The following is a 23,014-nucleotide window of genomic DNA, read 5'->3' on the forward strand; positions in this document are numbered from 1 at the left end:
ACCGCGGCGTGGCGCCCGACGACGTGATGAGGAGATCGGTCATGACCGAGCCGTTCGGCTCGCTCCACCTCGCCCATTCCTCGACCGTCGACCGCGTCGTGGAGGAGCTCCGCCGCGCCATCTTCGACGGCGAGCTGGAGTCGGGGACGCCGTTGCGCGAGGTCGCCCTGGCCGAGTCCCTCGGCGTCTCCCGCCCCACCGTGCGCGAGGCCCTGGCCACCCTGGCCGCCGAGGGCCTGGCCACCCGCGAGCCGAACCGGGGCGTCTCGGTCGCCCGGCCGGACCCCACCTCGATCCACGACGTCTGCCGGGCCCGCGTGGTGCTGGAGATGGCCGGTGTGCACGCCTGGCCCACCGCGTCCACCCAGGCGCGGCTGGCCGTCCGGTCCGCGCTGGACGACTACACGCGGGCCGTGGCCCAGGACGCGTCGTACCAGGTCCTCAACGAGCGTCACCTCGCCTTCCACCTCTCGCTGGTCGGGCTGGCCGGCTCCCCGCGCCTGGTCACGATGGCGGAGAGCCTGTACGCCGAACTGCGCCTCGCGTTGGCCCAGGTGGACCGGGCCAGCCGTGACGCCCCGGAGCAGGCCGGCTCGCACACGCGCCTGGTCCAGCTGCTGGAGAGCGGTGACGTGGCGGCCACCGTCGCCGAGCTCGACCGGCACCTCGCCGACGCCGAGGTCGCGATCCTCGAACGCCTCAGCCTCCGGACGGTCTGAGCGCCTCGGCGGCCACCCGTCGGGGCCTACGATCGATCCATGCGCTTCGTCACCTGGCTGGTCACCAACGCCATCGCCCTTGCGGTCGCCGCCTGGCTCATCGACGGGATCCGCTTCACCGGTCCCCGCGAGGGCACCGCGGAGCTGGAGCACAAGTGGCTCCCGCTGCTGGCGGTCGCCCTGATCCTCGGCCTGGTCACGGCGGTGGTGAAGCCGGTCCTCAAGCTGTTCTCGTTCCCCTTCATCATCCTGACCCTCGGCCTGTTCCTGCTGGTGATCAACGCCGCGATGCTGATGCTGACCGGTGTCCTCGCCGAGCAGCTCGACATCGGGTTCCGGGTGGACGGCTTCTGGACCGCGGTGATCGGCTCGATCGTGATCACGGTGGTCACCTGGCTGGTCGACAGCGTCATCGGCTCGGACGACTAGTGCCCGACCTGCCGGACCTCCCCGCGCCCCGCGGCGACGGCTACCGGATCGAGCTCGTCTGTCTGGGCAACATCTGTCGCTCGCCGATGGCCGACGTGGTGCTGAGCGCCGCCGTCGGCGCCGCCGGCCTCGACGACCGGGTCGCGGTGCGCAGCTCCGGCACGGCCGGCTGGCACGTCGGCAAGGCGATGGATCCGCGCTCGGCGGCCACCCTGACCGCGGCCGGGTACGACGCCGAGCAGCACCGCGCCCGCCAGTTCGACCCCGCCGACCTGGCCCACCTGGACCTGGTGCTCGTGATGGACGCGTCCAACCTGGCCGACGTGGTCTCGACCACCCGAGCTCGCGCCGGCGGCGATCCCGGCGCGGACGGCCGGGTCCGGCTGTTCCGCGACTTCGATCCGGTCGAACCCGGTGGCGAGGTGCCCGACCCGTACTACGGTGGGGACGCCGGCTTCGAGGAGGTGCTCGCCATGGTCGACCGCACGGTCCACCAGCTCGTGCTGCGCCTCACCGACCTGCTCACCCGCGGGACCTCCGCACCGTGACCCGACAACCCCTGGTCGCCCGCCGGGCCGAGGAGCTCCTCGGCTCGTCCGTGGTCGCGACCGCGCCGGTGGCCGGCGGCGACATCTCCACGGCCACCCGACTGCGGCTCAGCGACGGCACCACCGCGCTGATGAAGACCCATCCGCACGCGCCCGCCGACTTCTTCGAGGCCGAGGCCCGGGGGCTGCGCTGGCTCGCCGAGGCCGGCGGGGTCGCGGTGCCCGAACTGCTCGCCCACGACCACGAGTGCCTGATCCTGCGCTGGGTCGAGCCCGGCAAGAACACCGCCGATGCCGCGGCGGCCTTCGGTCGCTCGCTGGCGGTCACCCACGGGGCCGGCGCCCCGTCGTACGGGCTGGTCGAGGACGGCTACATCGGCAAGCTGCCGCTGCCCAACCGGCCCACCGAGACCTGGGCGGAGTTCTACGCCGTACGCCGGGTGCTGCCGTACCTCAAGCTCGCTCGGGACCGGGGCGCCGTGGACGCCGCCCAGGCCGCCGCGATCGAGGCCGTCATCCCGCGCCTGGGCGACCTGGTGCCCGAGGAGCCCCCGGCCCGACTGCACGGCGACCTGTGGAACGGCAACGTGCTGTGGGGCCTGGACGGTCAGGTCTGGGTGATCGACCCGGCCGCCCACGGCGGACACCGCGAGACCGACCTGGCGATGCTCGCCCTCTTCGGGCTGCCGCACCTGCCGCGGGTGCTCGACGCCTACGACGAGGTCGCGCCACTGGCCGAGGGCTGGCAGGACCGCGTCACGCTGCACCAGCTCTTCCCGTTGCTGGTGCACGCCAGCCTCTTCGGGGGCGGCTACGGCGCCCGGGCTGCCACGCTGGCCACCAAGCACACCTGAGCCGCCAGCTCTCAGGACCGGCTCAGGGTCGGCTGGCAGAGTAGGTCCGTGACCACTGAACCCTCCGGCGCCTCCGCGGCCCGTCCCCGGGTGCTGGTCGTCGACGACGACCGCGCCGTGCGGGACTCGCTGCGCCGGTCGCTGGAGTTCAACGGGTACGCCGTCACGCTCGCGGCCGACGGCGCCGAGGCCCTTGCCGGGATCTCCTCCGCCGCGCCCGACGTGGTGATCATGGACGTGATGATGCCCCGGCTCGACGGCCTGGAGACGACGCGTGCACTGCGCGCCGCCGGGCACGACCTGCCGATCCTGGTGCTGACCGCCCGGGACGCGGTGGGCGACCGGGTCGAGGGCCTGGACGCCGGCGCCGACGACTACCTGACCAAGCCGTTCGCCCTGCAGGAGCTGCTGGCCCGGCTGCGCGCCCTGCTGCGGCGGGTGGTGCCGCACGAGCAGAGCGACGAGACGCTGAGCTTCGCCGACCTCTCGATGGACCTGGCCACCCGCGAGGTCCGCCGGGGCAGCCGGGCGATCGAGCTGACCCGGACCGAGTTCAGCCTGCTGGAGATGTTCCTGCGCCGCCCGAGGCGCGTCCTCGACCGGGCCTTCATCCTCGAGGAGGTGTGGGGCTACGACTTCCCGACCACCGCCAACTCGCTCGAGGTGTACGTCGGCTACCTGCGCCGCAAGACCGAGGCCGAGGGCGAGCCCCGGTTGCTGCACACGGTGCGCGGCGTCGGCTACGTGCTGAAGGAGTCATGAGGACGCCCGCGGCCCTCACCCCGGGCGCCTTCGCGCAGTGGCGGGCCCGTCGTTCCCTGGCCAGCCGGGTGACGCTGCTGACCACGATCGCGGTGGGCCTGGCCGTCGCCTTCGTCGCGGTCGGCGCCTTCTGGACGGTGCGGATGCAGATGACCTCCACCCTCGACGAGTCGCTGCTGGACCGCGCCCAGAAGGCCGCCCGCTTCCCGGCGCTCTCGCAGATCACCTCGGACTACGAGCTGCCCTCCTGGGCGTTGGGCGCCGCCGACGTCCGGATCATCTACATCTGGTCCGACCGGCGGGCCCGCACCTTCGACACCGGACCGCTGCTCTCCCTGGGCGCGCCGGAGGTCGCGGTGGCCAACGGCGAGTCGCCGCACTCGATCCGCACCATCTCGGCCGGCAGCATCAACTACCGGGTCGCCACGGTGCCCACCACCGACGGACAGGCGCTGGTGCTCGCCCAGTCGCTCGGCTCGCAGGAGCGGGTGCTGGCTCGACTCGGTGCGGTGATGCTGGTCTTCGGCCTGGCCGGCGTGATCGCGGCCGGGATGGCCGGCTGGGGGGTGGCCCGCAACGGCCTGCGCCCGGTGCGCAAGCTGACGACGGCCGTCGAGGAGATCGCCCGCACCGAGGAGCTCAACCCACTGCCGGTCGAGGGGGACGACGAGATCGCCCGGCTGGCCGGCGCGTTCAACCAGATGCTGACCTCGCTGGACGCCTCCCGCAGCCGCCAGCGCCAGCTGGTCGCCGACGCCGGCCACGAGCTCCGCACACCGCTGACCTCGCTGCGCACGAACCTGGACCTGCTCAGCCAGGTCGACGCCGCCCAGAACGGCACCGACCGGGGTGCCGGGCTCTCCGACACCGCCCGCACCGAGCTGCTCGCCGACGTCCGGGCCCAGATCGAGGAGCTGACCACCCTGATCGGCGACCTGGTCGAGCTGGCCCGCGACGAGCCGATGACGCACGTCGTGGAGACGACCGACCTCTCCGAGGTCGTCGACCGCGCCGTCATCCGGGTGCGGCGCCGAGCCCCCGGGATCACCTTCGACGTGGCGACCGAGCCGTGGTGGGTGCTCGGCGAGCCGACCGCCCTGGAGCGGGCGATCACCAACCTGCTCGACAACGCCGCCAAGTGGAGCCCGCCCGAGGGCCGGGTGACCGTCCGGCTCGCGGCCGGCGAGGTGGTCGTGGACGACGAGGGTCCGGGGATCGCCGCCGAGGACCTGCCGCACGTCTTCGAGCGCTTCTACCGCTCCGAGGAGTCCCGGGCCATGCCCGGCTCCGGGCTGGGGCTGGCGATCGTCCACCAGGTCGCCGGTCGGCACGCGGGCACGGTCACCGCCGACACCTCGCCGTACGGCGGGGCGCGGCTGACGCTGCGCCTGCCGGGCACGCCCGAGCACCCGGCCGAGCACGCCGGGGGGCCTGCGCGCGGGCAGGCACCCGAGTCCACCACCGGGTCCACCACCGGGGCGACCACGCCGAACCCCGACCGGGTCGCGCGATGACGGCCCCCCGGCGCGCCGCGTCGCTGACGGCAGGCCTGGTCTGCCTGCTGCTGACCGGGCTGCTCGCGGGCTGCTCCTCCGAGGCCGACCCCGCCGCGCGCGTGCCCCCCGCGGCCGACCCGACGCCGTCCGGCGACGCTGCGGCCTTCAACCCGTGCGACGGGCTGAGCGCCGAGGAGGTGAGCCGGGCCCTGGAGAGCGACGTCCGCAAGGAGACCGGCAGCGACGCGCTGGCCCGCTGCGCCTTCCTGCCGGTCGTCGAGGGTGGGCCGACCCTCAACGTCACCTACCTGGTCTGGGACGGCTCGCTCGAGGAGGCGTTCGACGCGATGGGCGACCTCGACGGACAGGTCAGCGAGCTCGACCTGCCCCGTGCCGACGCCGCCCGCCTGGTCGTCAACGCCGGCGACGAGGCTGTCCTGGTCACCGGCTTCGTACAGGTCGGCGACGTGATCGAGACCGTCAACGCGATCCAGCTCGCGCCGTACGACGCGGACCGGATGGCCCGGGCAACCACGACCGTGCTGACCCGGCTGGCCCGGGCCGGCGGGCCGTCCTGACCCGACCGCTGCGACCGGTGCTCCGGGCGCCTCAGTCGGCGTCGAAGACCCGCAGCAGCCGCTCGGCCTTCCACCGCGACTCGGCGTACTCCTCGGCGAGGTCGGAGTGGACCGTGATCCCGCCGCCGGTGCCGAGCCGGTAGCGGCCGTCGCCGACCGTCGTCAACGAGCGGATCACCACCCCGAGGTCCGCGCGCCCGTCGGCGGCCAACCACCCGAACGCGCCCGCGTAGACCCCACGCGGCGTGGTCTCCACCGCCTCGATGATCTCCATGGTGCGCAGCTTCGGCGCCCCGGTCATCGATCCCGCCGGGAAGAGCGCGCGCAACGCCTCGACGGACGACACGTCGTCGCGCAGCCGGCCGCGCACGGTCGAGACGAGCTGGTGGACCGTGGCGTAGGACTCGACCTCCATCAGCGCCGGCACCTCGACCGTGCCCGGCTCGCAGACCATGGACAGGTCGTTGCGGAGCAGGTCGACGATCATCAGGTTCTCGCTGCGGAACTTCGGCTCCGCCGCCAGCCGGTCGCGCAGCCGTTCGTCCTTCGCCGGGGTGCTCCCGCGCGGCGTGGTGCCCTTGATCGGCTTCGTCTCCAGGGTCCGGTCGGCCCCGATCGTGGCGTAGCGCTCCGGTGAGGAGCTGAGCAGCCAGGCGCGATGGCCGGGCACGTCGTGCTGCAGGAACCCGGCGTACGGCGCGGGGTTGAGCGCCCGCAGCCGCAGGTACGCCTCGGCCGGCGGGAGCGCGCTGCGGGTCTCGAGGCGGTGGGTCAGGTTGACCTCGTAGGAGTTGCCGGCGTGCAGCTCCTCCTGCACCCGTGCGAAGCCGGCGGCGTACGACGGCGGCGGCCCGCCCGGGTCGGCGGCGGCGCGCCCGGAGCCGACCGCTGCCGCGCCGGCGGAGACCGGTTCGTGGTCGAAGAGCCGGACGTGGCGCGGTCGCATCCACACCGCATCTGGCTGGGCACCGACCGACGGGCGAGCCGCGGGCAGGTCGCTGCGGCACCCGTAGCCCAGGTAGCCGAACCACTGGTCCTCGACCGCACCCCGGGCGAGCTCGGTGGCCAGCACCGCGAAGATGTCGTCGCCGACCACCTCGGCCCGGCCGCCGGCGTGCCGGACCACCTGGCCGGTGGCGGCGGAGTAGGTGAGCGAGACGTCGTCGTCGTCCAACCAGCCGATCAGCGACCGTCGACCCGACCAGTCCCGGGCGCCGCCGCCGTCGAGCCAGAAGCAGCGCCGGTGGGCGGCCGCCACCTCCCGGAAGTGGGCCTCCGGGCCGCTCACGAGAGCTCCAGGAAGTTGCCGACCAGGCGAGCCCCGTGCTCGGAGAGGATCGACTCGGGGTGGAACTGGACGCCCTCCAGCGGCAGCGACTCGTGCCGCACGCCCATCACCACCGGCGTTCCGTCGGAGCCGCGACAGTGGGCCGTCGCGACCAGGCAGGGCGGCAACTCCACCGCGGCCAGCGAGTGGTAGCGGACCGCTCGGAAGCCCTGGGGCAGCCCGCGCAGGACGCCGGCCGCGTCGTGCGCGATCTCGGCGACCTCGCCGTGGGCGGGCGCGATCCGCGCCACCGTCCCGCCGTACGCCGTGACCAGGCCCTGCATCCCCAGGCAGACGCCCAGCACCGGCCGGGCGGCCCGCCGCAGCACCTCGCCGCCGACCGCGAAGTCGGTCGCCCGGTCGGGACGACCCGGGCCGGGCGAGAGCAGCACGTGCGAGTGCCGCAGCACGTCGTCGGCATCGACCTCGTCGTGCTGGACCACGCGCGGCAGCCGGCCGGTCACGGACGCGACGAGGTGGACGAGGTTCCAGGTGTAGGAGTCGTGGTGGTCCACGACGACGACGTCGGGGGCGGCCACCGACTCAGCCTCGGATCCGGAGTGCCGGGAAGAGGTGCGGGTGGGCCCGGAGGAGCTGGGGGGCAGACGCCACCGGGCCCACGACCGCGAAACAGAACACTACGCCTCAGGTCCGGGCTCGGACAGGTCTTTGAGCAAGAGATCGGAGACGAGGTCGTGCAACAGGTCGTAGCCACGCTCGGTCAGGATCGACTCGGCATGGAACTGGATGCCGGCGAAGTGCGGGCCGCGGACCAGGTGGACGTCGCCGGTCTCCGGGTCGGCCTCGACCTCGACGCCCTCGGGGAGCTCGCCGGCTGCCCGGGCCACGAACGTGTTGTAGAAGCCGACCCGCTCGGTGCGGCCCTCGATCGCCACTGGGGACTGCGTGCCCTGGAAGACGATGTCCTTGTAGGCCAGCTCGAGTCCGAGGTGGTGGCAGAGCGCCTGGTGGCCCAGGCAGACCGCGAGGAAGGGCTGCTCGGCCGCCATCAGCGCCGCCACGGCGGCCCGCAGGGTCGCCATCTTCGGGTGGTCGCCCTCCCGGGGATCGCCCGGACCGGGCCCGACGATCACCAGGTCGAAACCGTCCAGGGCGCCCTCGACGTAGTCCTCGTGGCGGACCACGGTGCTGGTCATGCCGAGCACCCGCAGCACGTGGCGCAGCATGTTCACGAAGTCGTCCTCGCCGTCGAGGATGACCGCGCTGCGGCCGGCCAGCCGCGGGTCCGGCGGGGCACCGGCCTGGTCGGTCAGCCAGAAGCGGCTCAGCCGGCGGTTGCGCGCGTTGAGGGCGAGCAGCACGTCCTCGTCGGTCACCAGCTCGGCGACGTTGGTGCTGGGCACCGGCGCCGGGTCGACCAGGCCGAACGCGCTGAGGATGCCGCCCGCCTTCGCGTGCGTCTCGGCCACCTCGTACGCCGCGTCCGAGTCGCGCACCAGGGTCGCGCCGGCCGTCACCGTGAGGGAGCCGTCGAGGCCCACGTCGGCGGTGCGGATCACGATCGGGCTGTCCACGACCGGGCCGCCCCGGGCGTCGCGGCCCAGGATCGCGAGTGCGGCGCCGTAGTAGCCGCGCCCGGTCTTCTCGTACTTCTTGATCAGCCGGCAGGCGTTCTCCACCGGCGAGCCGGTGACGGTGGCGGCGTACATCGTGTCGCGCAGCACCTCGCGCGGGTCACGACTGGTCCGGCCGGCGAGCAGGTACTCGGTGTGCACCAGGCGGCTCATCGGCTTGAGGAACGGGCCGAGCACCTGGCCGCCCTCGTTGCAGATGTCGCACATCATCTTGAGCTCTTCGTCGACGACCATGAAGAGCTCGTAGATCTCCTTCTCGTCGTGCAGGAAGTCCATCAGCTGGGCCTTGGTGTCGCCCAGGGCGGGGATCCGGAAGGTGCCGCTGATCGGGTTCATCCGGACGTCGCCGCCGTGGATCGACACGTGCCGCTCGGGGCTGGCGCCGATCAGGTAGCGGTCGCCGGTGAAGACCACGTAGGTCCAGTACGCGCCACGCTCCCGCTCGAGCAGGCGCTTGAGCACGGTCAGGGCCTTGTCCGGGCCCCAGTCGGCGACCTGGGCGCGGTAGTGCCGCCCGACGACCAGGTTGGCCGCCTCGCCCTGGCCGATCTCGTCGCGGATGATCGCGTCGACCAGCTCGCCGTACGTCGCGTCGTCGGTCTCGAAACCGCCGCGGTCGGCGAACTCGATCCCGGTGTCGTCGATCGCGGCGATGATCTCGTCGACGGAGAACTCCAGCTCGGACTCGATGTCCACCACCACGAGGGGCGTGCCGTCGTCGTGGGCCTCGAAGCCGCGCTCGCCGACCTGCCGGAACGGGACCGCCAGCAACCGGTCCGCGATGTGGCCGTCGACCGGCACGCCGTCCTCGAGGGGGACGTCGAGCAGCGAGTCCACCTCGCTGCGACGGCCGCCGATCAGGCCGACCGTGTCCCGGTCACCGGCCCGGGTGGAGCGCCGGATGACCGCCCACGCCTCGCGCTCGCGCAGCGCGTCGAGGGCAGCTCGGGCGGGCACGGGCGCGGAGGACATGGCGAAACCCTACGGCCCGCCGGACGGCTCAGCTCAGGATGGTCAGCAGCTGGGTGGCCCGGGTCAGGACGACGTACAGCGTCGCCCGGCCGGTGACGGACTCCGACTCGATCTCCTCGGGCCGCACGACGACGATCCCGTCGAACTCCAGCCCCTTGGTGTCCAGACCGGTCAGCACCACGATCCGGTCCTCTCCGGACGGGGTGACCGAGGAGTCCACGGCCGCCCGGGCACCGCCGGCGTCGTCGGCGAACTCCGGCCAGGACGCCAGCCAGGCGTTCGCCTCCGAGCGCCGGGCCACGGGCACCACGATGCCGATCGTGCCGCCCACCTCGCCGGCGATCTCGGCGACGGCCGCGCGGGTCGCGGCCTCGAGGTCGGCAACACCCTCCCGGACGACCGGCTCGACCCCGGTGGAGCGCACGGCGGTCGGCAGGTCGGCGTCGAGGCCGACCCGCTCGGCGTACGCCGCGGCGTGGGCGTAGATCTCGGAGGAGTTGCGGTAGTTGGTGGAGAGGTGGAACTCGTGGACCGGCTTGCCCTCGAGCGCCTCGGCCCGGGCGGCGGCGGACTCCTCGGGTACCGGCCAGGAGGACTGCGCCGGGTCCCCGACGATGGTCCAGGAGGCGGTGCGGCCACGACGACCGACCATCCGCCACTGCATCGGCGTGAGGTCCTGCGCCTCGTCGATCAGCACGTGCGCGAAGGGGTCGTCCTCGATCCGGTGCGTGGGCGGGGCCCAGGCCCGGCCGGTGGGGGCGTACTCGCGGTCCGCCGCGGTGAAGAGCTCCTGCATGTCGACGCCGCCCTCGGCCAGGGAGAGCGTGTCGTCGAGGTCGCGCTCGTCCTCGGTCCTGGCCGGCACGTCGCCGAGCGCGTAGCGGATCTCGTCGAGCAGCGGAACGTCCTCGACCGAGAGCGAGTCGTCACCGCTCCAGGACTTCAGCAGCAGGGACTGCTCGTCGTGGGTGAGCAGGCCGTCGGCCACCCGGGAGAGGAACTCGGGCTCACGCATCCAGCCCAGCACCTCCCGGGCCTCCAGGGGCGGCCACCAGGCGGCCGCGAAGTCGACGAAGCGACGCTCGGAGAGCATCTCCTCGTTGAAGGCCTCCCGGCCCCGCTCACGACCCCGCTCACCGCGGACCTGGCGCCACATGGCGTCGAGCAGGGTGTTGGCGACGCGAGTGAGCTGGCGGTTGCGCAGGCCCTGGGACATCAGCTGGCGACGCAGCCGGCCGAGCACCGCGCGGTCCAGCACGATCGTGTCGTCGCGCCAGAAGATCCGGAACTCGCCGGGGCTGCCCGGCGCCTGCTGCCGGGCGGTACGCCGGACGACCTCGGCCATCCGGGCCGAGCCCTTGACGTCGGCGACCGCGGGCTCGTCGTGCCGGCCGGCCTTGACCCCGTCGACGACCTCGCCCAGCGACCGCAGCGCGACCGCGGTCTCGCCCAGCGAAGGCAGCACCCGCTCGATGTAACGCATGAAGACGCCGCTCGGGCCGACCACGAGCACGCCGCCGCGCTCGTAGCGGCGCCGGTCGGTGTAGAGCAGGAAGGCGGCGCGGTGCAGCGCGACCACGGTCTTGCCGGTGCCGGGACCGCCGGAGATCGAGACGACCCCCTTGCCGGGGGCCCGGATCGCCTTGTCCTGCTCGGCCTGGATGGTGGCGACGATCGAGTGCATGGAGCGGTCGCGGGCCCGGGAGAGCTGCGCCATCAGCGCGCCCTCGCCGACGATCGGCAGGTCGGTCTCGGCATCGGCGTCGAGCAGCTCGTCCTCGACCCCGATCACCTTCGGGCCGGTGCAGCGCAGGACGCGGCGCCGTACGACGTTGTGCGGCTCCGCGGCCGTGGCCTGGTAGAAGACGGCGGCCGCGGGGGCCCGCCAGTCGATCAGCAGCGAGTCGCGCTCCTCGTCGCGCAGGCCGATCCGGCCGACGTAGCGGGGCGCGGGGTCCAGTTCGGGCCGCAGGTCGAGCCGGCCGAAGACGAGGCCCTCGTGGGCCGCGTCGAGCTGGGCGATCCGCTTGGCGGCCTGGAAGACCATGGCGTCGCGCTCGACGAGCCCGCCCTCGTGGCCCAGCTTGCCGCGATCGTGTCCCTCACGGGCGAGCTGCTGGGCGGCCTGGGCCGACTGGGCGAGCTGGACGTAGACCTTGTCGACGAAGGCCTGCTCCTGCGCGACCTCGTGCTCGACGAGCTCTTCTGACAACGACGTTCCCCTCAGACTGAACTGGCGCGCGCCGCCGCTGCGGGAGGCAGCGGCGAGTAGAAGAGCCTACCTCCCGAGGAGCGGTGCACCGTCTTCGGCGGCGAGCCCTCCCGTGCTGGTCCGGGTCGGGGGACGCGGCGCTACTTCGTGCGGTTCAGGAAGGCCGCCATCGCCTCGCGCGCGGCGTCGGAGGCGAAGAGCTGGGCACTGAGCACGGCCAGCTCGGAACCGTGCGCGTCGATCCGCTCGACCAGGTCGCGGTTGAGGATCTTCTTCGACTCGCGCAGGCCCTGCTCGGCGCCGGTGGCCAGCGAGGCGCAGACCCGGGCCACCTCGTCGTCGAGGGAGTCGGCGGGCACCGCCTTCGTGACCAGCCCGTACGACGCCGCCTCGGCGCCGGTGAACACCTCGCCGCCCAGGGTGGTCAGCGCGGCGGCACGCGGGTTCATCCGGTGGTGCACGGTCAGCGAGATGATCGCGGCGGCCAGGCCGAGCTTGACCTCGGTCAGCGCGAAGGTGGCGTCCTCGGCGGCGATCGCGATGTCGGAGGCGGCCACGATTCCGATCCCGCCGGCCCGGACGGCGCCGTGCAGGCGAGTCACGACCGGCGTACCCATGGTGGCGATCAGGCGCTGCAGCTCGACGATCCGGCGGGCGCCCTCCTCCATCCCGTCGGCGGAGGCCTCGGACAGGTCGGCGCCGGAGCAGAAGACCTTGCCCTCGGCCCGGATCAGCGCCACCCGGACGGACGGGTCGGCCTCGGCGGCCTCCAGGCCCGCGAAGAGCTCGGTGACGAGCTGGCGGGAGAGCGCGTTGCGGTTGTGCTGGGAGTCGAGCGTGATGGTCGCGACGGCGCCGTCGACGGCGTAGTGGACGAGTTCTGCGTCAGCCATGGCCGTCATCCTGCCGCACGGTGAGACGAATCGGTCCGCGGACCATCCGGATCGGCCATCGCTCCGAAGCACCCTCATGAGGAACCGACTGATCTACGCGACGTTCGGCATTCTGTCCACGCTCGTCGGCGTGGCCCTGGGCCATCTCGTCGCGGCCCTGACCACCCCGGCGGCCTCCCCCGTCCTCGCGGTGGGGTCGAAGGTGATCACGCTGACGCCCACCGCGATGAAGGAGTGGGCGATCCGGCAGTTCGGGGACGCCGACAAGGCGATCCTGATCGGCTCGGTCTTCCTCGGCGTCCTGGTCTTCGCGGCGATCGGCGGGCTGCTGGCCCGGCGCCGCGTCGCGGTGGGCGCCGGGCTGCTGGTCTTCCTGGTCGCGATCGCCGCCTACACCGCGTTGACCCGCTCCGGCGCCGGGATCGTCGACCTGCTGCCGAGCCTGGCGGCCGCCGTCGCCGGCGTCGCCTCGCTGTGGTGGCTCGACCGGCTGGCCCGTCCGCAGCTCGGCGCGCACACGCGGGCCGCCGCTGTCTCGGTTGCCGCTGCCTCGGTTGCCGGAGACTCGGGTGCCGGAGACTCGGTTGCCGGGGACGACGTGAGCGACTCGACGTCGGCGGGGACGTCCGGGGGGACGTCCGGGGCAAGCGCCGGGGTGAGCGCCAGCCGCCGTGGGCTGCTGATCGGCAGCGGCGTCCTCGCCGCGGCCGCCGCCGCCATGGGCGGAGCCGGCCACTGGATCTCGTCGTACCGCACCCGACTGGTCGACATCGCGCTGCCGTCGGCGGCGCGGCCGATTCCGCCGCTGCCGACCGGTCTGGAGAGCAGGGTCCCCGGGATCAGCCCGTTCCAGACGTCGCGGGACAACTTCTACCGGGTGGACACCCGACTGACCCTGCCGATCGTCGACGTGAACAGCTGGACCCTGACCATCGACGGCGACGTCGACCAGGAGGTCACGTTCACGTTCGACGACCTGATGGGGATGGAGCTGATCGAGCGGGACATCACGCTGACGTGTGTCTCCAACGACATCGGCGGCAAGTACGTCGGGTCGGCGCGCTGGCTCGGCGTACGGCTGATGGACCTGCTGGAGATGGCCGGGATCGAGAACACGAAGTCCGACCAGATCCTGAGCACGGACGTGGACGGGATGACGATCGGCACGCCGTACGACCTGGCCACCGACGGCCGGGACGCGATGATCGCGATCGGGATGAACGGCAAGTCCCTGCCGATCGAGCACGGCTTCCCTGCCCGGATGGTGATCCCCGGGTTGTACGGGTTCATCAGCGCGACCAAGTGGATCAGCCGGATCACGCTGACGACGTACGCGGAGACGGACTCGTACTGGACCGAGCGCGACTGGGACACCCGCACCCCGATCAAGATCTCCAGCCGGATCGACACGCCGAAGCCGCTGGCACGGGTCGAGGCCGGGCGCACCACGATCGGCGGTGTGGCGTGGGCGCAGCACCAGGGCGGGATCGCGAAGGTGCAGGTCCGCGTGGACGGCGGCGGCTGGCAGGACGCGCGGCTCGGGCCGACGGCCGGGGAGGACTACTGGCGCCAGTGGTACCTGCCGTGGACGGCCGAGCCGGGTCAGCACAATCTCGCGGTGCGCGCGGTGAACGGTGAGGGCGAGGTGCAGACCGCAGCCCGCGCGACGCCGTTCCCGAACGGTTCGAGCGGCATCCAGGAAGTGGTCGTCACGGTCGTGTGACCCCTCGAGCACGCCCCCCGGCCCGCCTCCCAGCGGCGGTCCGGGGGGCGTTTTCGTGCGTTGAAAGCGACCCGCCGATCCCCTGTAACGCGGGGTTATGGACGCTGAACATGCTGCGGAGGGTGCACTCAGCGACCAGAGGGCCGCGTTAGACGTGTGGGCAGCTCGAACGGCGGGCCGCGACTGGCAGCCGGGCTGTGGCGACGCGGGGATCGACCGGGGTGGGTCAGCAGCGCTCTGTCGGCCGGCTCACCCAGCTGATCTCGCGCTTCCTGGGTGTTGCAATGCCGTGGAAGCGCAGGGATCCCCGGAGATCCGGGGATCCCTGCAGCTGGAAGCTCGCACAGCCGTCGAGCAGGTGCGGCCGGAGATACGCCGCACGCCTGGTGGGTCTGGACGACGAACCGGGCGGCCGACCGACTGCCCCTCGTACGACGCGATCCTGTTCGACGGGCCAGAGCCGGCTGCTTACCCAGCTCTTCTAGCGCTTCCCCGGCGTTGCAACCCCCCGGAAGCGCAGGAATCCCCGGAGATCCGGGGATCCCAGCACCCCAGCACCCCCACCAAGAAAAAGATCGAGAAATCTCCCCCATCCCCAATCCGCCCACCCCGCGGCACCGAACGACAGGTGTAAGCAACAACAACCCGGAAGGTTCCACCATGAAGCTCCAGTCGTTCACCAAGACCACCGGCATCGCCACCGCCGCCATCGCCCTCTCCTTCGGCCTGGCCGCGTGTGGCTCGGACTCCAACGAGGCTGCCTCCTCGGACCAGAGCGAGTCCTCGAAGGCCGCCGCCGACGCCGGCGCCGAGACCTTCGGCCCGGGCTGCTCGGCCATCCCCACCTCCGGTGAGGGCTCGTTCAACGGCATGGCCACCGCCCCGGTCGCCTCCGCCGCGAGCGCCAACCCGCTGCTCACCACCCTGGTCGCCGCGGTGACCGAGGCCGGTCTCGTCGACACCCTGAACTCGGCCGAGGCCCTCACGGTCTTCGCGCCCACCGACGACGCGTTCGCCAAGATCCCGACCAAGACCCTCAACTCGGTCCTGGCCGACAAGGAGACCCTCACGGCGATCCTGACCCACCACGTCATCGGTGGACAGCTGTCCCCCGACGAGCTGGCCGGCGAGCACGAGACCCTGAACGGCGACACCCTCACCGTCGAGGGCTCCGGCGAGAGCTTCACCGTCGCCGGCGACAACGCCGAGGTCCTGTGCGGCAACATCCCCACCGCCAACGCGACCGTGTACGTCATCGACACCGTCCTGATGCCTTCCTGATCGACCTCTCAGGTCGAATAGGCGAGGATCATGTCTGTGGATCCCATCCGGAACGACTCCTCCGGCGTCCCCCGCTCAGCGGGGGCGCCGGAGGCGCCCGACCTCGGCGAACTGCTGAGGGCCTCCGGTCGAGGTGACGAGGCCGCGTTCGCGCGGTTGTACGACGCCACCTCCTCCCGCATCTTCGGCCTCGCCCTGCGCGTGGTCCGGGATCCGGCACAGACAGAGGAGGTCTGCCAGGAAGCCTTCCTGGAGATCTGGAGGACCTCCGCCCGGTACGACCCGGCCAAGGGCAGCGCCCTGGCCTGGATGTTCACGCTGGTGCACCGCAAGGCGGTGGACCGGGTCAGGTCCGCAGAGGCCTCGACCCGGCGCGACACGACGTACCACTCGAAGAACCAGCCGGTGGAGCACGACACCACCGCAGAGGCCGTCCAGGCCTCGTTCGAAGCCCGCCGGGTGCGAACAGCCCTGGACACCCTGACGTCGGTCCAGCGAGAAGCACTCGAGCTGGCCTACTTCGGGGGATACACACACACCGAGGTGGCCAGCATGCTCGATCTACCGGTCGGCACGGCCAAGACCCGGATTCGGGACGGGCTGATCAGACTACGAGACGCGATGGGAGTAGGCGCATGAACGAGATCCACGCACTGAGCGGCGCTTACGCCGTCGACGCGCTCGACGACATCGAGCGGGCCCAGTTCGAGCGGCACCTCACCGAGTGCAGCGAGTGCCAGGCCGAGGTCACCAGCCTCCGGGAAGCGACCGCCCTGCTGGGCGAGGTCGCCCGGACCGAGCCCTCCGCCGACCTGCGCAGCCGCATCCTCGGCGACATCAAGACCGTTCGCCCCCTGCCGCCCCTGCCGGCCCAACTGCCCGCCCAGTCGCCCACGGCGGCTGACGGCACGGACGACGGCACGGCCGAGGGCTCGGACGACGGCCATGCCGACGAGACCGACACCACCCACCAGCCCGGCACCGTCATCGCCCACTCCCGCTCCCACACTCGCTCCGCCTCCCGGACCGAACGGCGCTGGTTGCGCGGCCTGGTGGCCGCCGCGGCCGTGGTCGCCACGATCGGTGTCGGCAGCACGGTCTGGAACCCCTTCGACGGCTCCTCCAACGAGCAGGTGCTCAGTGCCGCCGATCGCGTCCTCGCCGCACCGGACGCGATCACGGTCAGCCACCAGCTCGAGGTCGGCGGCGAGGCGACCGTGGTGGTCTCCAAGTCGCTGAACAAGATGGTCGTGACGACCAAGGACCTGCCGCCGCTGCCCGAGGGCACCGTCTACGAGATGTGGCTGCAGGACGCCGAGGAGGGCATGGTGCCCGCCGGGCTGATGACCGCCAAGGACGCCCAGGTCGTGATCGAGGGCAACGTGGCCAACGCCGTCGGCGCCGGCATCACCGTGGAGCCTGCCGGCGGGTCCCGGGTGCCGACCTCCGAACCGGTCGTCCTGTTCAGTTTCGAGAACGCCTGATGAGCTCCTCGCACACCAGGCGCGTCGCGGTCATCGGATCGGGCGTCGCCGGTCTCACTGCTGCCCACGTGGCCTCCCGATCGGCCCGGGTCACCCTGTTCGAGGCCGACGACCGGCTCGGCGGTCACGCCGACACCCACGTCGTCGACGCCCCGAACGGACCGCTGGCCATCGACACCGGCTTCATCGTGCACAACCGTCGGACCTACCCCACCCTGCTCCGCCTGTTCGCCGAACTCGGGGTGGAGACCCAGGAGTCCGACATGACCATGTCGGTGCGCGACGACGTCACCGGCCTGGAGTGGGCCGGGGCGATGGGCGCCTCCGGGCTCTTCCCGACGCCGCGCAACCTCGCCAGGCCGCGCTACCTGCGGATGCTCACCGAGATCCCCCGCTTCCATGCCCGCGCCCGAGCGGTGCTGGCCGCCGACCCGGCGGCCGGCCAGGACGTCGACGTCACCCTGCGTGACTTCCTGCGCGAGGGCGGCTTCACGCCGTACTTCGTGCGGCACTTCATGGAGCCGGTGGTCGCGGCCGTCTGGTCATGCGACCCGGAGACCTCCCTGGACTACCCGGCGCGCTACCTCTTCGCGTTCCTCTCCCACCACGGGATGCTCAGCATCTTCGGCTCACCGCCGTGGCGCACCGTCACCGGCGGCTCACGGGAGTACGTCGCCCGCCTGGCCGCCGGCCTGGACGACGTCCGCACCGGCACCAAGGTGACCTCGGTGCTCGAGACGGCCACCGGGGTCGAGGTCACCGACGGCAACGGCGCGGTCTCCGGCTTCGACGCCGTCGTGATCGCGACCCACCCGCACCACGCGCTCGGCATGCTCGCCGAGGCCACCGTGCAGCAGCGCGAGGTGCTGGGCGCGATGCCCTACTCCTCGAACACCGCCCTGCTGCACACCGACACCTCGGTGCTGCCGGTGGCCGAGAAGGCACGTTCCTCGTGGAACTTCCGGCGCCCCCCCGAGGACCTGGGCCACGTGATCGTCACCTACGACCTCACCCGGCTGCAGCGACTCGACACCGAGACGCGCTACCTGGTCACCCTCGGCGGCGAGCACCTCGTCGACCCCGCGCTGGTCATCGACCGGATGGAGTACGAGCACCCGCTCTACACCCCCGCCTCGGTGGCCGCCCAGCGGCGGCTCCCGGAGCTCAACACCGAACGGATCGCCTTCGCCGGCGCCTATCACGGGTGGGGCTTCCACGAGGACGGTGCACGCTCGGGCCTGGTCGCCGCGGAGCACCTGGGCCTGGAGTGGCCCGCGACACCTTCGACACCTTCGACGCCTTCGACGCCTTCGACGACCGTGCCCGAGCCCGGGCTCTTCCGGACGACGATCCGCCACGTCCGGCGTACGCCGATGCGGCGCACCTTCACCCATGACGCCCACCTGTGGCTGGTCGACCTCGACCATCTGCCGCACCACGGCATCCTGGGCAGCTTCGAGGCACGCGACCACCTCGGCGAGGAACACCGCTCGATCCGCGGCAACGTCGAGGCCTTCCTGTCGCTGCACGGCGTGGAGCTGGACGGCGGCCGGATCCTGATGGCCGCGAACGCTCGCGCGTTCGGCTACTGCTTCAACCCGATCAGCGTCTTCTGGTGCTTCGACGCCGACGGCCGCCCGGCCGCGACGGTGGTCGAGGTCCACAACACCTACGGCGACCGGCACGCCTACCTCGTCCACCCCGACGAACAGGGCCGGGCCACCACCGAGAAGCAGATGTACGTCTCGCCCTTCCACGGCACCGACGGCCACTACGAGCTCGCGGTACCCGTCCCCGGGGACCGGGTCGAGATCGCCGTCACCCTGCACAGCGACGACGGCGCCGTCTTCAGCGCCTCGCTGTCCGGCACCCGAACCCCCGACCGCGCCTGGCGGGCCGCACCGGCCGCCCTGCGCGGAGCACTGCTCATCCGCGCCCACGGCATCTGGCTGTGGCTGCGCCGACTCCCGATCCGTCCCCGGCCGAAGCATCGCCAGGAAGGTGTGTCATGACCCTCGCTCCCGCGCGTCCCGCCCTCGACAGCTGGCCCGGACTCGCCGGCGTCCCCACCAGCCCCCGCACCGTCGTCTCGGCCACCGTCGCCAAGCGACTCTTCCTGAGCGCCGTCAAGCGCCTCGACGTCACCGTCACGATCGACGGGCCCCGCCCGCGCACCGTCGGCCGGGGCGGACCGCGGATGACCGTGCGCCGGCCCGAGGAGTTCTTCGCCCGGCTCGGTCGCGACCAGCTGATCGGCTTCGGGGAGTCCTACCTGACCGGCGCCTGGGAGGCCGAGGACCTCGGCGCCTTCCTCGGCGTGCTCGCGGCCGAGATCCAGGACCTCGTCCCGCAGCGGCTCCAGCGCCTGCGCGCCGCCGTCGTACGGCGCCCTCCGCGGACCGACCGCAACACCGAGGACAACACCCGCGACAACATCGCGCACCACTACGACCTCTCGAACGACCTCTTCCACCTCTTCCTCGACCCGACGCTGAGTTACTCCTCGGCGCTCTTCGACACCGCCGTCCTCGACCGCGGGAACCACCACCAGGCCACCGTCCCGGTGCCCGGCGGCGACCTCGCCGAGGCCCAGGCCCGCAAGATCGAGCGGCTGCTCGACGAGGCCGGGGTGGGTCAGGGGACCCGGGTCCTCGAGATCGGGACCGGCTGGGGCGAGCTCGCGATCCGGGCCGCTCGCCGCGGGGCGACCGTCCGCTCGGTCACCCTCTCCCGTGAGCAGCAGGCCCTGGCCCGGGCGCGCATCGCCGAGGCCGGCTTCAGCGACCGGGTCGACGTGGATCTGTGCGACTACCGGGCGGTCTCGACCGGTGCCCGCAGCGGCGAGCAGTACGACGCCGTGCTCTCGGTCGAGATGATCGAGGCGGTCGGGCTGGAGTTCTGGCCGATCTACTTCCGGACCATCGACCGGGTGCTCGCGCCCGGCGGCACGGTCGCCATCCAGGCGATCACGATGCCCCACGACCGGATGCTCGCCACGCGGAACACCTACACGTGGATCCACAAGTACATCTTCCCCGGCGGCTTCCTGCCGTCGGTGCGGGCGATCGAGGAGGTCACCCGCGCGCACACCAGCCTGCGCCTGACCGAGCGCCTCTCCTTCGGCCAGCACTACGCCGAGACCCTGCACCAGTGGGACCAGCGCTTCCTGGCCGCCTCCGAGGAGGTCCTCGGGCTCGGCTTCGACGAGACGTTCCTGCGGATGTGGCACTTCTACCTCGAGTACTCCCGGGGTGGGTTCTCCTCGGGCTACCTCGACGTCCAGCAGCTCACCTTCACTCGCGCCGACGCGCGCTGAGCAGGCGTCGCGCACCTCGAGCGCGGGGGCCTCGAGGTGCGCGGCGTCCGACCTGCACGACGTGACGACCGGGACGTGCGAGGGTGGCGACCATGACCGACATCGTGCTGATCCTGCTCACCGGGCTGGCCACCGCCGCCTTCGTGATGACGCTGACCGCGGCGATCTCACGTCACCTGGGGCGGGTCGCCGTCGTCGACATCGCCTGGGGCCTCGGCTTCGTCGCCATCGCGCTGACCACGGCCCTCGCGGGCGACGCCGGTGACGATCGACGGTGGCTGGTGCTCGGCCTCGTCTCCGTGTGGGGGCTGCGGCTGGCCTGGCACATCCGTCGTCGAGCGGTCGGCCACGGCGAGGACCCGCGCTACGAGGCGATGCTGGGCGGTCCCGTCGCCGAGGTCGGCTTCGCGGTCGCGGTGCGCAAGGTGTTCCTGGTCCAGGGCGTGGCGCTCTGGGTGATCTCGCTGCCGGTCCAGGTCGGCGCCGTACGCACCGTCGAGTGGTGGCCCGTGGTCGTCGCCGGGTCGGCGCTGTGGCTGGTGGGCCTGCTCTTCGAGTCGATCGGCGACGCCCAGCTCGCGGCGTACAAGGCCGACCCCGACCGGGGTCCCGTGATGGACCGTGGACTCTGGGCGTGGACCCGGCACCCGAACTATTTCGGCGACGCCTGCGTGTGGTGGGGGATCTGGCTGGTCGGCGGCCTCGCCTCCGGCTGGCTGGTCGGACTGGTGACGGTGATCGCGCCGCTGGCGATGACCTACTTCCTGCTGTTCACGACGGGTGCCCGGCTGCTGGAGAAGACGATGATGCAGCGCGAGGGCTACCCGGCGTACGCCGAGCGGACCTCGTTCTTCTTCCCGCTGCCGCCACGCGGTCGGCACGGCTGAGCGTCCGCCACCACCAGCTGTAACGCGGTGTTCTTGCCGCTGAGTGCCCCTGAGGCGGCGTGTTCAGCGACCATAACCCCGCGTTACAGCGGAAATCGGGGGTCAGTCCTGCTCGGGCTCGGGCTCCGGCTCGGTCGTGCGCTCGCGCTCCCGGCGCGCCTGTTCGTGCCGACGCCGCTGCTCCTCGGCACGTTCGCGCACCTGGCGCAGGAACTCCGCGTCCTTCACCGGGTCCGGCGGCGTCAACCGCCCCGGCTGCTCGTACGACGGGGGCCGGCTCGACGGACGCCGCCGCGACACCCGACGGGTCCCGTCCTGGGGTCGACCGGCGACCAGCCACGCCACCGAACCCACCAGCGGGAAGAACAGCACCACCAAGAGCCAGCCCAGCTTGGGCAGGTTCCGGGTCCTGTCGTCCGAGGTGCTGATCACCTCGACCAGGCAGTAGACCGAGAGTGCGAAGGTCACGACGGCCAGCAGCAGTTGCAGCTTGATCACACCGAGCAGTGTGCGCCCCAGATCGCTGCAACGGAAACATTTCACAGCGCCCCGGGACGTGGGAAACTCGAAGCATGGACGCCGTCGAGGCTGCGTTCCGGGCGCAGCCGAGAGTTGCCTACCTGCCGAGCCGGCATCGCGGCCGGGAGGAGTACGACGGCCCGCTCGAGATCGGCCACGGCCAGACCAACTCCCAGCCACGCACGGTCGCGGCGATGCTCCGTCTCCTCGACGTCCGGCCCGGCCAGCGGGTGCTGGACGTCGGCTCCGGCTCCGGCTGGACGACCGCACTGCTGGCCGAGCTCACCGGCCCCACGGGCAGCGTCCTGGGACTCGAGCTCGAGCCGGACCTGGCCGACTTCGGGGCGGCCAACCTCGCCGCTGCCGACCGCCCCTGGGCGAGGATCGAGCTGGCCGACCCCGCAGTCCTGGGCCGGCCGGACGAGGCGCCGTACGACCGGATCCTGGTCTCCGCCGAGCCCGAGACCCTGCCGATGGAGCTGGTCGAGCAGCTGGCCGCGGACGGTCGGATGGTGATCCCGGTCCGCGGCACGCTCCTGGTCATCGCTCCCGACGAGACCGGGGAGCGCTCGGTCACCGAGCACGGCAGCTACCGGTTCGTACCGCTGCGGTCGAGGATGTCTGACCGGGGTCGGTGATCCGTATGCTTCGGCGGGTGCACCCCCCGCCCCGCCTGGTCACGGCCGACAACTTCCGTGACGTCGCCGGTCCGGGTGCGGGCTACCCGACCACGGACGGCGGCCACGTCCGCCCCGGCGTCCTCTACCGCTCCAACGACCTGCAGCTCAGCGCCGAGGACCTGCTCGTGCTCAGCGGCATGGGGCTGCGGGGCGTGCTGGACCTGCGCACCCGGGACGAGATCGAGGCCCTGCCCGACGCCGTCGTCCCGGGCGCCGGCTGGCACCACTTCGACGTCTCCGGCATCCCCATGGACGACGCCCTGGAGCTCGCGGACCGCGCCGACGCCGAGGCGCTGATGCAGCGGGTCTACCGCGGGTTCGTCGAGGACGTCCGGTCGCGCACCCAGTACGGCGCGTTCCTCACCCATCTGGCCACCCACGACGGCCCGCAACTCTTCCACTGCACCACCGGCAAGGACCGTTCGGGATGGGCGGCCGCCCTGCTCCTGCACGTCGCGGGCGTGGCCGAGGACGTCATCCTGGCCGACTACCTGCTGACCAACGACTACGCCCACGCCACCCGCAACCGGTACCTGACGATGGTGGAGGCCGCCTTCGGCGCCGACCGGGTCGCGGTCTTCGAGCCGCTCTTCGTGGCCGACCCCGGCTACCTCGACACCGCCTACGCCGCCGTCGCCACGTCGTACGGCGACCTGGACGCCTACCTGTCCGCCGGCCTGGGGCTCACCGACGCCGCTCGCGAGCAGCTGCGACGGCGGCTGCGCGGACCCGCCTGAGT

At 72.3% G+C, this 23,014-nt stretch carries 22 protein-coding genes; 16 read left to right on the top strand and 6 right to left on the bottom strand.

Annotated features, from left to right (window positions below):
* The 7 genes from ABZE72_RS04200 to ABZE72_RS04230 form a co-directional block, all read left to right on the top strand.
* On the top strand, positions 1-719 hold a 719-nt coding region (locus ABZE72_RS04200; protein ID WP_372727764.1), incomplete at its 5' end, for a GntR family transcriptional regulator.
* 39 nt (positions 720-758) lie between these two features.
* Complete coding sequence (locus tag ABZE72_RS04205; protein ID WP_372727765.1) at positions 759-1,148, top strand: phage holin family protein; 390 nt, start codon at positions 759-761, stop codon at positions 1,146-1,148.
* Positions 1,148-1,696: a low molecular weight protein-tyrosine-phosphatase gene (locus ABZE72_RS04210; RefSeq protein ID WP_372727766.1), complete on the top strand. Its 549-nt coding sequence runs from the start codon at positions 1,148-1,150 to the stop codon at positions 1,694-1,696. Before ABZE72_RS04205 ends, ABZE72_RS04210 begins: the two co-directional genes overlap by 1 nt.
* A complete protein-coding gene (locus tag ABZE72_RS04215) occupies positions 1,693-2,550 on the top strand; it encodes a fructosamine kinase family protein (RefSeq protein WP_372727767.1) in 858 nt (285 codons plus the stop codon). The genes ABZE72_RS04210 and ABZE72_RS04215 overlap by 4 nt, the downstream gene beginning before the upstream one ends.
* A gap of 48 nt (positions 2,551-2,598) precedes the next feature.
* Complete coding sequence (locus tag ABZE72_RS04220) at positions 2,599-3,312, top strand: response regulator transcription factor (RefSeq protein WP_372727768.1); 714 nt, start codon at positions 2,599-2,601, stop codon at positions 3,310-3,312.
* The gene (locus tag ABZE72_RS04225) at positions 3,309-4,826 is read left to right on the top strand and encodes a sensor histidine kinase (RefSeq protein WP_372727769.1); all 1,518 of its coding nucleotides are present in this window, start codon (positions 3,309-3,311) and stop codon (positions 4,824-4,826) included. The genes ABZE72_RS04220 and ABZE72_RS04225 overlap by 4 nt, the downstream gene beginning before the upstream one ends.
* Complete coding sequence (locus ABZE72_RS04230; protein ID WP_372727770.1) at positions 4,823-5,386, top strand: hypothetical protein; 564 nt, start codon at positions 4,823-4,825, stop codon at positions 5,384-5,386. The genes ABZE72_RS04225 and ABZE72_RS04230 overlap by 4 nt, the downstream gene beginning before the upstream one ends.
* A gap of 31 nt (positions 5,387-5,417) precedes the next feature.
* On the opposite strand, the gene ABZE72_RS04235 is transcribed toward ABZE72_RS04230, so the two are convergent.
* The 5 genes from ABZE72_RS04235 to ABZE72_RS04255 all read right to left on the bottom strand — a co-directional run bounded on the left by ABZE72_RS04235 (position 5,418) and on the right by ABZE72_RS04255 (position 12,385).
* Positions 5,418-6,674 (bottom strand): anthranilate synthase component I family protein, encoded by a 1,257-nt coding sequence (locus ABZE72_RS04235; protein ID WP_372727771.1) that lies wholly within the window; start codon positions 6,672-6,674, stop codon positions 5,418-5,420.
* The gene (locus ABZE72_RS04240) at positions 6,671-7,252 is read right to left on the bottom strand and encodes an aminodeoxychorismate/anthranilate synthase component II (protein WP_372727772.1); all 582 of its coding nucleotides are present in this window, start codon (positions 7,250-7,252) and stop codon (positions 6,671-6,673) included. The genes ABZE72_RS04235 and ABZE72_RS04240 overlap by 4 nt, the downstream gene beginning before the upstream one ends.
* 99 nt (positions 7,253-7,351) lie before the next feature.
* Positions 7,352-9,280: an anthranilate synthase family protein gene (locus ABZE72_RS04245; protein ID WP_372727773.1), complete on the bottom strand. Its 1,929-nt coding sequence runs from the start codon at positions 9,278-9,280 to the stop codon at positions 7,352-7,354.
* A 28-nt stretch (positions 9,281-9,308) separates the two neighbouring features.
* Entirely contained in the window at positions 9,309-11,492 is a 2,184-nt protein-coding gene (locus ABZE72_RS04250; RefSeq protein ID WP_372727774.1) for a UvrD-helicase domain-containing protein, read from the bottom strand.
* A gap of 140 nt (positions 11,493-11,632) precedes the next feature.
* Positions 11,633-12,385 (bottom strand): enoyl-CoA hydratase-related protein, encoded by a 753-nt coding sequence (locus tag ABZE72_RS04255; RefSeq protein WP_372727775.1) that lies wholly within the window; start codon positions 12,383-12,385, stop codon positions 11,633-11,635.
* A gap of 76 nt (positions 12,386-12,461) precedes the next feature.
* On the opposite strand from ABZE72_RS04255, the gene ABZE72_RS04260 reads away from it, so the two are divergent.
* The 7 genes from ABZE72_RS04260 (at position 12,462) to ABZE72_RS04290 (ending at position 21,076) form a co-directional block, all read left to right on the top strand.
* Positions 12,462-14,108, top strand: a complete 1,647-nt coding sequence (locus ABZE72_RS04260) for a molybdopterin-dependent oxidoreductase (RefSeq protein WP_372727776.1) — start codon at positions 12,462-12,464, stop codon at positions 14,106-14,108.
* Positions 14,109-14,768: 660 nt separating this feature from the next.
* Entirely contained in the window at positions 14,769-15,389 is a 621-nt protein-coding gene (locus ABZE72_RS04265) for a fasciclin domain-containing protein (RefSeq protein ID WP_372727777.1), read from the top strand.
* A 30-nt stretch (positions 15,390-15,419) separates the two neighbouring features.
* Positions 15,420-16,028 (top strand): ECF RNA polymerase sigma factor SigK, encoded by a 609-nt coding sequence (gene sigK / locus ABZE72_RS04270; protein ID WP_372727778.1) that lies wholly within the window; start codon positions 15,420-15,422, stop codon positions 16,026-16,028.
* On the top strand, positions 16,025-16,873 hold the full coding sequence (locus tag ABZE72_RS04275; protein ID WP_372727779.1) for an anti-sigma factor domain-containing protein: 849 nt from the start codon (positions 16,025-16,027) through the stop codon (positions 16,871-16,873). The genes sigK and ABZE72_RS04275 overlap by 4 nt, the downstream gene beginning before the upstream one ends.
* Positions 16,873-18,885, top strand: coding sequence for an FAD-dependent oxidoreductase (locus ABZE72_RS04280; protein WP_372727780.1), 2,013 nt, complete (start codon positions 16,873-16,875; stop codon positions 18,883-18,885). Before ABZE72_RS04275 ends, ABZE72_RS04280 begins: the two co-directional genes overlap by 1 nt.
* Entirely contained in the window at positions 18,882-20,189 is a 1,308-nt protein-coding gene (locus ABZE72_RS04285) for a class I SAM-dependent methyltransferase (protein ID WP_372727781.1), read from the top strand. The genes ABZE72_RS04280 and ABZE72_RS04285 overlap by 4 nt, the downstream gene beginning before the upstream one ends.
* Positions 20,190-20,281: 92 nt before the next feature.
* Positions 20,282-21,076, top strand: a complete 795-nt coding sequence (locus ABZE72_RS04290) for a DUF1295 domain-containing protein (RefSeq protein ID WP_372727782.1) — start codon at positions 20,282-20,284, stop codon at positions 21,074-21,076.
* A gap of 102 nt (positions 21,077-21,178) precedes the next feature.
* Here ABZE72_RS04290 and ABZE72_RS04295 read toward each other — a convergent pair whose 3' ends face one another.
* The gene (locus ABZE72_RS04295; RefSeq protein ID WP_372727783.1) at positions 21,179-21,574 is read right to left on the bottom strand and encodes a PLD nuclease N-terminal domain-containing protein; all 396 of its coding nucleotides are present in this window, start codon (positions 21,572-21,574) and stop codon (positions 21,179-21,181) included.
* A 74-nt stretch (positions 21,575-21,648) separates the two neighbouring features.
* On the opposite strand from ABZE72_RS04295, the gene ABZE72_RS04300 reads away from it, so the two are divergent.
* Complete coding sequence (locus ABZE72_RS04300) at positions 21,649-22,233, top strand: protein-L-isoaspartate O-methyltransferase (protein WP_372727784.1); 585 nt, start codon at positions 21,649-21,651, stop codon at positions 22,231-22,233.
* A gap of 17 nt (positions 22,234-22,250) precedes the next feature.
* Positions 22,251-23,012, top strand: a complete 762-nt coding sequence (locus ABZE72_RS04305) for a tyrosine-protein phosphatase (RefSeq protein WP_372727785.1) — start codon at positions 22,251-22,253, stop codon at positions 23,010-23,012.
* Positions 23,013-23,014 lie beyond the last annotated feature (2 nt).

This window comes from Nocardioides sp. (genome assembly GCF_041600255.1).
Taxonomy (GTDB): domain Bacteria; phylum Actinomycetota; class Actinomycetes; order Propionibacteriales; family Nocardioidaceae; genus Nocardioides.

Coding starts and splice junctions, on each gene's coding strand:
- ABZE72_RS04265 (WP_372727777.1), top strand. CDS start 14,769: ATGAAGCTCCAGTCGTTCACCAAGACCACCGGCATCGCCACCGCCGCC.
- ABZE72_RS04275 (WP_372727779.1), top strand. CDS start 16,025: ATGAACGAGATCCACGCACTGAGCGGCGCTTACGCCGTCGACGCGCTC.
- ABZE72_RS04290 (WP_372727782.1), top strand. CDS start 20,282: ATGACCGACATCGTGCTGATCCTGCTCACCGGGCTGGCCACCGCCGCC.
- sigK (WP_372727778.1), top strand. CDS start 15,420: ATGTCTGTGGATCCCATCCGGAACGACTCCTCCGGCGTCCCCCGCTCA.
- ABZE72_RS04300 (WP_372727784.1), top strand. CDS start 21,649: ATGGACGCCGTCGAGGCTGCGTTCCGGGCGCAGCCGAGAGTTGCCTAC.
- ABZE72_RS04280 (WP_372727780.1), top strand. CDS start 16,873: ATGAGCTCCTCGCACACCAGGCGCGTCGCGGTCATCGGATCGGGCGTC.
- ABZE72_RS04260 (WP_372727776.1), top strand. CDS start 12,462: ATGAGGAACCGACTGATCTACGCGACGTTCGGCATTCTGTCCACGCTC.
- ABZE72_RS04255 (WP_372727775.1), bottom strand. CDS start 12,385: ATGGCTGACGCAGAACTCGTCCACTACGCCGTCGACGGCGCCGTCGCG.
- ABZE72_RS04285 (WP_372727781.1), top strand. CDS start 18,882: ATGACCCTCGCTCCCGCGCGTCCCGCCCTCGACAGCTGGCCCGGACTC.
- ABZE72_RS04230 (WP_372727770.1), top strand. CDS start 4,823: ATGACGGCCCCCCGGCGCGCCGCGTCGCTGACGGCAGGCCTGGTCTGC.
- ABZE72_RS04205 (WP_372727765.1), top strand. CDS start 759: ATGCGCTTCGTCACCTGGCTGGTCACCAACGCCATCGCCCTTGCGGTC.
- ABZE72_RS04245 (WP_372727773.1), bottom strand. CDS start 9,280: ATGTCCTCCGCGCCCGTGCCCGCCCGAGCTGCCCTCGACGCGCTGCGC.
- ABZE72_RS04225 (WP_372727769.1), top strand. CDS start 3,309: ATGAGGACGCCCGCGGCCCTCACCCCGGGCGCCTTCGCGCAGTGGCGG.